Origin of the sequence: Halarchaeum salinum (assembly GCF_039520965.1) — an archaeon.
Classification (GTDB): domain Archaea; phylum Halobacteriota; class Halobacteria; order Halobacteriales; family Halobacteriaceae; genus Halarchaeum; species Halarchaeum salinum.
Genome location: NZ_BAAABL010000080.1, coordinates 1 through 529, shown reverse-complemented (window position 1 = coordinate 529; position 529 = coordinate 1). Strand labels below are relative to the sequence as shown.

The window sequence follows — 529 nt, the reverse complement described above, 5'->3', positions numbered from 1 at the left end:
TGTCGTCTATAACATCAAGCGGGCTGTGAAACAGTGAATTCCACCGCCGTATGGCGATTCAACACAGCCGGTTGACCGTATAGCCGATTTACCTATCGTTCAGCTGAGTTGAGGCGCTAAGGCCCCTTTCTCAACGAACGAGCGAAGCGAGTGAGTAGGGAGGGGATACAGCGCCGCACAGTTCTCAAACACCTTCGGCGCTCGGCCTACAGGCCCACGCAATCGCATCTCTTATTTGTGTAGTTTGTGTATTGTGTGGTGTGGCAACGCGAAAGAACATCTCTATCCGCGACGACCAAGCCGAGTGGATTCAGGAGAACCACCTGAGTCTGTCCTCGTTCGTCCAAGAGAAACTCGACGACCTCATCGAAGAACGCTCGTGAACTACAACTACAGGTATCGACTCCGACCGTCCGACGCTCTCGAAGAGCAGCTAACATGGACTGTCGATACCTGTAGACAGGTCTACAACCACTTCCTCCACCGACTCAACCGCACCGACGACACGTCGGCGTATTCTGAGCAGAAA

General features: G+C 53.5%; 2 protein-coding genes. Both read left to right on the top strand.

The genetic code is table 11. The features are described from left to right. The first annotated feature begins 260 nt into the window (after window positions 1-260). A complete protein-coding gene (locus ABDZ36_RS12700; protein ID WP_343749346.1) occupies window positions 261-383 on the top strand; it encodes a hypothetical protein in 123 nt (40 codons plus the stop codon). Continuing rightward, the coding region (locus ABDZ36_RS12695) for a helix-turn-helix domain-containing protein (RefSeq protein ID WP_343749347.1) at window positions 380-529 on the top strand (150 nt) is incomplete at its 3' end. The genes ABDZ36_RS12700 and ABDZ36_RS12695, both read left to right, overlap by 4 nt.